Below are 6,926 nucleotides of genomic sequence, written 5' to 3'. Positions count from 1 at the left end.
TAGAGGCACACTGAGACTTGATCATGTGAGTCTTTTTTTTTTTTTTTAAAAGAAAAAGAGGGAAAGAGGAGGGCACAACAGGGTCGGGGGGGCGGGGATATGTATAAAAGAGACGGGGTGGGGTTGGACGGAGCCGTTTTCCGCCAAACTTTTTTTTTTGCCCGCGGGGCGGCGACCGCCAGTACTGACGCGGTGCGCTGACCTGGCCACCCAGTTGCGCGGCCGCATGCCACGGCCAGCGCGGGTCATACAGCATGCCGCGGGCCAGCGCCACCATGTCGGCCTGGCCATTGGCCAGGATGTCCTCGGCCTGCTGGGCCTCGGTGATCAGGCCGACGGTGATGGTGGGCAGGCCGACCGCGCGCTTGATCGCATCGGCGAACGGCACCTGGTAGCCGGGACCCACCGGAATCTGCTGCTGCGACGACACGCCGCCGCTGGACACGTCGATGAATTCGCCGCCCAATTCCTTGATGCGTAGCGCAAAGGCCTGCGTCTGTTCCAGGTCCCAGCCGCCATCGACCCAGTCGGTGGCCGACACCCGCACGCCCAGCGCTACCGAGGCGGGCGTGACCTCGCGCACCGCGCGAAAGACTTCCAGCGGAAAGCGCATGCGGTTTTCGAGCGAGCCGCCGTATTCGTCGTCGCGCTGGTTGGCCAGGGGCGACAGGAACTGATGCAGCAGGTAGCCGTGGGCGGCATGCAGCTCGATCGCGTCAAAGCCCAGGCGGATGGCGCGGCGGGCGCTGTCCACGAACGCATCGCGGACCCGGGCCAGGCCGGCCGCGTCCAGCACGCGCGGCGGCGGCTCGGATGCCTTGTGGGCAATCGCCGACGGCGCCCAGCCTTGCCAGCCGCCCTGTTCCGGCGGCACCAGTTGGCCGCCCTCCCAGGGTGCATGGCTGGACGCCTTGCGGCCGGCGTGACCCAGCTGGATGCCCAGTTTGATCGGCGAATAGCGGCGCACCGCCTGCACTACCCGCCCCAGCGCGGCTTCGGTTTCGTCTGACCACAGCCCCAGGTCGCCCGGGGAAATGCGGCCGTCCGCTTCGACGGCGGTGGCTTCGGTGAACAGCAGCGCCGCGCCCGACAGGGCCAGGTGGCCCAGGTGGATCATGTGCCAATCGGTGGCCCGGCCGTCTTCGGCCGAGTACTCGCACATGGGCGCGATGACGATGCGATTGACCAGGTCGACATTGCCGACTGACGTGGGACTGAACAGGTGACTCATGCGTGAAACTCCGGGCGATGGACGCGGATGCACAGCATAGCGCCGCCCGCCGCACCTGCCCGCAAATCCCAACGGCCGCAACAGGGTTAAAGGGACAAGCCGTGAACCGGCCGCCCTACTGCCCTTCGATGACGCTGTCCAGGAACTGCCGGGTGCGCGCCTCTTTCGGCGCGCTGAACAGCGTCTGCGACTCGGCGTCCTCGACGATGTTGCCTTGGTCGAAGAACAGGGTCCGGTCGGAACTGCGTTCGGCGAACTTCATCTGGTGGGTGACGATGATCATGGTCATGCTGCGCCGGGCCGCGAGGTCACGCAGGATCTGCAGGATGCCGCCCACCAGTTCGGGGTCGAGCGCCGACGTGACTTCGTCGAACAGCATGATCTCGGGACACATGGCCAGCGCGCGGGCAATGCCGACGCGCTGCTTCTGCCCGCCCGACAACTGCGCGGGATACACGTCCAGCTTGTCGCCCAGGCCCACCATGTCCAGGTATTCCACGGCGCGCTCGCGCGCCTGGTCGCGCGACATGCCCAGCACGTGCACCGGGGCTTCCATGGTGTTGCCCAGCGCGGTCATGTGCGGGAACAGGTTGAAGTGCTGGAACACCATGCCGATCTTGCCGCGCACGCGCCGCAGGTGTTCGGAATTGGGCCCGGCCGGACGGCCCTGTTCGTCGGTCCACATGGCCTGGCCGTCGATCTCGATATCGCCACTGGTGGGCCGGTCCAGCGTCATCAGCACACGCAGCAGCGTCGATTTGCCCGAGCCCGACGGCCCGATCACCGCGACGGTCTGGCCGGCCGGGATCTCCAGATTGATGCCGCGCAGCACCTCGAGATCGCCGTAGCGCTTGTGCAGGTTCTTGATGGTGACGCTTGCGCTCATCGCTTTCCTCCGTATCGTTGCAGTCGGGCCTCCAGGCCGCGCACGCCCCACGCCGCGACCAGGCTGAGCGCCAGGAACAGCGCGCCGACCAGGGTCAGGGGTTCGGTGTAGCGGAAGGTGCTGGACCCGATCATCTTGCTTTGCTGCAGCAGTTCCACCACGGTGATGGCGGACAGCAGCGGCGTGTCCTTGAACATGGCCACCAGGTAATTGCCCAGCGCCGGCACCACCGGCGGAATCGCCTGCGGCAGCACCACGCCCACCGCGGTGCGCCAGGGCGACATGTTCAGGGCGCGGGCCGCTTCCAGCTGGCCGCGCGGCACCGCCTCGATGCCGGCGCGGTAGACCTCGGCGCAATAGGTCGCATAGTGCAGCCCCAGCGCCACGATGCCCGTCGCCAGGGGCGACATCTGCACCCCGGTCAGCGGCATCACGTAGAACAGGAAATACATCTGCACCAGCAGCGGCGTGCTGCGCACGAACTCGATCACGAATGCCGTGGGCAGCGACACGATGGCCAGGCGCGAGCGCCGCAGCAGGGCCAACGCCAGGCCCAGCGTCACGGCCACGAGCATGCCCAGCACGGTGGCCTGGATGGTGATGATGAGCGCCGAGCCCAGGGTGGGCAGGATTTCCAGTGCGAAGGACCAGTCGAATATCGGTTTCATCGGACGCGGACCCTCCGTTCAAGCAGGCGCACGCCCGCGGTGATCAAGAGCGCCACGGCGAAATACATCAACAGCATCAGCGCGAAGATCTCGGTGGTGCGCAAGGTTTCACTGCGCAGCAACTGGCCACGGAACGTCAGGTCGGTGATGGTGATCAGCGACACCAGCGCGGTGTTCTTGAGCAATTCGATCAGCAGGTTGCCGGCCGGCGGCAGCATGGCCGGAATGGCCTGCGGCACGACGATGCGGCGCATGATCTGGCCGCGCGTCAGGTTCAGCGCCACGCCGGCCTCGCGCTGCCCCGGCGGTACGGCGCGGATCGCGCCGCGCACCACTTCCGCCCCGTAGGCGCCGGCGTTCAACGCCAGCACCACGATGCCCACCAGCATGGCCGGCAGTTGCACGCCAAACAGCGGCAGCACGAAATAGAACCAGAAAAGCTGCACCAGGGCCGAGGTGCCGCGAAAGACCTCAACGTAGATCGACGCCAGCCAGCGCACCGGCCGCAGCGTCGACAGGCGGCCGATGCCGGCGGCCAGCGCCAGCGGCACGGCCAGCACCACGGCGCCCCCCATGATTTCCAGCGTCACCGCCAGCCCTTCCAGCAGCGGCGGCACCAGCTCGGCGATATGTTCGGGAATGAGCGGCATCGGCGCCTCCTATTGGCCGGCGCAGAGCTTGGCGGCCGTGACCCCCTGAGGCAATTCCTCGGGCGTGAAACCGAACGGCGCCACCAATTGCTTGTGCTCGTCGGTGCCGATGAATTTGGCCAATTCGGCGTTGAAGGCGTCGGCAAAGGCCTTGTCGTCCGGGCGGAAGGCGTAGGCGCCGTAACCTCGCACGCCCTTGCCGTCGATGACGGGGTCGGTGAACGGATCGGCCTTTTCCAGGCCACTGCCGGCGTCGGTCTTGCCCATCAGGTCATTGATGGTCAGGGCGGTTGCCGCATAGGCGTCGGCGCGGCCCGCCTGCACGCCGGACAGCGCGCTGACGGCATCGGGAAACACCACCACCTGGCCGGGCGGCACCTTGACCTTGGAGGCGTATTCGCCCTCGATGGCGCCCACCACCACGCCCAGCCTGGCGTCGGGGTTCTTCACCACGTCTTCGTAGCTGTGCAGGTTCTTGGGATTGCCCTGCTTGACCAGGAACGCCTCGCCCACGCCATAGGTGGGGTCGGAAAACGCCACCTGGCCGCATCGTTCGGGGGTCACGTACATGCCCGCCGCGATGATGTCGAAGCGCTTGGCCTGCAGGCCCGGGATCAGCGAGCCGAACTCGGTCAGCACGCCCTCGACCTCGTCGATGCCCATGCGCTTGAGCACGACCCGCGCAATTTCCACGGATTCACCCGTGACCTTGGCCTCTTTGCTGTCCATGAAGGCGAACGGCGCCTCGTTGGCGTAGCCAATGCGGATCTTGCCGGCTGCCTTGGCGGCCTCCAGCGTGTTGGCCGCCGCAGGCGCCTTGCCGGCCGCGGTCTTGTCGCCGCCAGAATCCGAACACGCGGCCAACAGGCCCAGGCTCAGGGCCAGCAGCAGGCGGCGGGTCATTCGCAGGGTCATGATCGTTTTCTCCCGAATTTATTTCTAGGTACATGGCTTCGCTAAAAATGATACGACATTAAATCATTTCACCTCTAATGATATGGACGAAAAAAAGCAGGCCGCAGCCTGCTTTTCCCCTGTCCTGCCCTATGGGAGGTTAGAACACGTTACGAAGGGTAGACGACTATGTCGTCCCCAATTTTTGACCCTTGCGGCCCCTATTGCGCATACGAGAACTTGCCGTCGCGCACGACACCCATGACGCGGGCGCGCTCATCGAAGCCCTGGTGGTTGTCCTTGGAAATATTGAGCACCCCATTGGGCACGACCAGGTCGCGGGTGTTTTCCAGGGCATCGCGCAGCGCAGACCGGAATTCCGGCGTGCCGGGCTTGGCGCCGGTCTTGAGGGCGCGCGCCACGGCGGAATCCAGCAGCATCCAGGCGCCATAGGCGTCACCGGCGAATTGGGTCAACGTGTTGGCGCCGTACTGGCGTTCGTATTGGTCGGCAAAGGCCACGGCCACCTTCTTGACCGGGTTGGAATCCGGCAGCTCGCGTGCCACCACGCCCGGACCGGTGGGGAACAGCGTGCCTTCGACGTCCTTGCCGCCGACCTGCAGGAATTCGAGCGTGCCGATGCCGTGGGTCTGGTAGAGGGTGCCGGTGTAGCCGCGTTCGAGCAGCGTTTTCTGCGGCAGCGCCGACGGCGTGCCGGCGCCCGCGATCAGCACCGCATCGGGCTTGGCAGCAATGACTTTGAGCACCTGCCCCACCACCGACGCGTCGGTGCGCTGGAAGCGTTCTTGCGCCACGATCTTCAGGTCGCTGCCCGCCGCGGCCGTGAATTCCTTCCACCAGCTGTCGCCATAGGAATCGGCAAAGCCGATGAAGGCCACGTTCTTGAAGCCCTTCTTTTTCATGTCGTCGACCAGCACGGTCGCCATCAGCGAATCGTTCTGGGGCATTTTGAACGCCCAGGCGCGCTTGGGGTCGGACAACGGCTCGACGATGACGCTGGAGGCGGCCAGCGCGATCATGGGCGTGCGCGTTTCGGCCAGCACGTCCAGCGCCGCCAGCGCCGCAGCGGTAGTGTTGGGCCCGACGATGGCGTCGACCTTGTCTTCGGACGTGAGCTTGCGCAGATTCTTGACGGCCCGGCTGACGTCGGTGCCGTCGTCCAGCACCACGTAGCGGGCCGGCTGGCCGCCCAGCGTGGCGGGCCACAGGCGGATGGCGTTGTTGGTCTGGATGCCGATCGCCGCGGCCGGGCCGGTGGTGGACACGTCCACGCCGATGACGATGTCGGCGCGGGCGGACAAGGCGGGAATCACAAGCGCGACAGCGCAGGCGTAGCGAAGAAAAGTGCGGGACATGACGGCAACTCGCAGAAGGGAAGAAATGCGGATGCCGCTATTTTGCCTGACCGGCGCGGGCCTCGTAGACCAGCGCGGCCAGCGTCAGGTCTTCCAGCGCGCTGCCCACGGCCTTGAACACGGTGATTTCACGCGGATCGGTGCGACCCGGCGCGCGGCCGTGCACCAGATCGGTCAGCGTGCCGCGGATGCCGTCCCGCGCCAGTACGCCAGCCTGGAACGCGGCCAGCAGGTCGCCCGCCTTGGTGGGGGCTTCGTCGGTGTCCACGTAGACCGTGGTGCCGTCGAAGCAGGCCGTGTCGGTTTCGATCATGTCGGGCTTGAAGCTGCCGATCAGGTCCAGGTGAGTGCCGGGGCGCAGCCAGGCGCCGCGCACCAGCGGTTCGGTCGAGAGCGTGGCGCAACTGACGATATCGGACTGGCGCACGGCCTGTTCGAGGTCAGGCGTGCTGGCGGCATCGAAGCCCTGTTCGCGCAGCGCGGCCGCCAGGGCATCGGCGCCGGCGGGACGCAGGTTCCAGACCAGCACCTTGTCGATCGGGCGCACGGTGCGCATGGCCTGGGCCACCAACCCCGCGATGCGGCCGGAACCGACGATGGTGAGCACCCGCGCATCCGGCCGGGCCAGGTACGAGGCGCCCAGCGCAGCGGCGCCAGCGGTGCGGAACACCGTGACCTGGTCGCCGTCGACCTGCGCCAGCGGCACGCCCGTGCGGGCGCTGTACAAGTTGTAGGTGGCGTGCAGGCCCGGCAAGGATTGGCGCGTGTTGTCGGGAAAGATGTTGATGACCTTGACGCCGAAATAGCCCTGCTCGTTCCAGGCCGGCATGATCAGCGTGGTGCCGTGCGCGCCGCCGGATTCGATGGCGTGCACGTGACGCGGCGGCACGTGGGCGCCTTGGCGAAAGGCCTCGCGCAACGCCGGAATCGCCGCATCGAACGACAATGCGCGGCGGGTTTGTTCGGTGTCGATCACTACCATCTGTATCCAATGCCTGTTCGGGTTGACCAGGCCGAAGTGTGACCGTGCGGTGCCGCGCTGGCAAGGCGTGGCGGCCGCAGCCGTTACATCGGCTTGCCGTTGTGTGGGGCCGGTTTGAACATCCGCGCGCCGCCACCGCCGTATCATGAACGTTGCCCATTCGGCATTGCGCGGCGCCGCCCTGCGGCCCGCCTCCCCCACCGGACGCGTCCGTGACGGGCGCGTTCCCCTCTACAGGA

At 66.6% G+C, this 6,926-nt stretch carries 6 protein-coding genes and 1 pseudogene; all 7 read right to left on the bottom strand.

Annotated features, from left to right (window positions below):
- Window positions 1-142 precede the first annotated feature (142 nt).
- A pseudogene (locus AC6LJ2_RS25605) lies at window positions 143-1,231 on the bottom strand (NADH:flavin oxidoreductase/NADH oxidase); the annotation flags it as partial.
- A gap of 115 nt (window positions 1,232-1,346) precedes the next feature.
- The gene (ehuA, locus tag AC6LJ2_RS25600) at window positions 1,347-2,117 is read right to left on the bottom strand and encodes an ectoine/hydroxyectoine ABC transporter ATP-binding protein EhuA (protein WP_263910944.1); all 771 of its coding nucleotides are present in this window, start codon (window positions 2,115-2,117) and stop codon (window positions 1,347-1,349) included.
- On the bottom strand, window positions 2,114-2,785 hold the full coding sequence (gene ehuD / locus AC6LJ2_RS25595; protein WP_263910946.1) for an ectoine/hydroxyectoine ABC transporter permease subunit EhuD: 672 nt from the start codon (window positions 2,783-2,785) through the stop codon (window positions 2,114-2,116). Before ehuD ends, ehuA begins: the two co-directional genes overlap by 4 nt.
- Window positions 2,782-3,435 carry an ectoine/hydroxyectoine ABC transporter permease subunit EhuC gene (ehuC, locus tag AC6LJ2_RS25590; RefSeq protein ID WP_263910947.1) on the bottom strand — a complete coding sequence of 218 codons (654 nt, stop codon included), beginning with the start codon at window positions 3,433-3,435 and terminating at the stop codon, window positions 2,782-2,784. The genes ehuD and ehuC overlap by 4 nt, the downstream gene beginning before the upstream one ends.
- Window positions 3,436-3,444: 9 nt before the next feature.
- Window positions 3,445-4,350, bottom strand: coding sequence for an ectoine/hydroxyectoine ABC transporter substrate-binding protein EhuB (gene ehuB, locus AC6LJ2_RS25585; protein ID WP_263910948.1), 906 nt, complete (start codon window positions 4,348-4,350; stop codon window positions 3,445-3,447).
- Window positions 4,351-4,550: 200 nt separating this feature from the next.
- A complete protein-coding gene (locus AC6LJ2_RS25580; protein WP_263910949.1) occupies window positions 4,551-5,705 on the bottom strand; it encodes an ABC transporter substrate-binding protein in 1,155 nt (384 codons plus the stop codon).
- A 37-nt stretch (window positions 5,706-5,742) separates the two neighbouring features.
- A complete protein-coding gene (lhpI, locus tag AC6LJ2_RS25575) occupies window positions 5,743-6,687 on the bottom strand; it encodes a bifunctional Delta(1)-pyrroline-2-carboxylate/Delta(1)-piperideine-2-carboxylate reductase (protein ID WP_263910950.1) in 945 nt (314 codons plus the stop codon).
- Window positions 6,688-6,926: the final 239 nt, after the last annotated feature.

This window comes from Achromobacter sp. 1014246743 (assembly GCF_059760725.1).
Note: the sequence above shows the minus strand (reverse complement) of the source record. Positions and strands in the feature narration are given on the sequence as shown.

Coding starts and splice junctions, on each gene's coding strand:
- ehuA (WP_263910944.1), bottom strand. CDS start 2,117: ATGAGCGCAAGCGTCACCATCAAGAACCTGCACAAGCGCTACGGCGAT.
- ehuD (WP_263910946.1), bottom strand. CDS start 2,785: ATGAAACCGATATTCGACTGGTCCTTCGCACTGGAAATCCTGCCCACC.
- ehuC (WP_263910947.1), bottom strand. CDS start 3,435: ATGCCGCTCATTCCCGAACATATCGCCGAGCTGGTGCCGCCGCTGCTG.
- ehuB (WP_263910948.1), bottom strand. CDS start 4,350: ATGACCCTGCGAATGACCCGCCGCCTGCTGCTGGCCCTGAGCCTGGGC.
- AC6LJ2_RS25580 (WP_263910949.1), bottom strand. CDS start 5,705: ATGTCCCGCACTTTTCTTCGCTACGCCTGCGCTGTCGCGCTTGTGATT.
- lhpI (WP_263910950.1), bottom strand. CDS start 6,687: ATGGTAGTGATCGACACCGAACAAACCCGCCGCGCATTGTCGTTCGAT.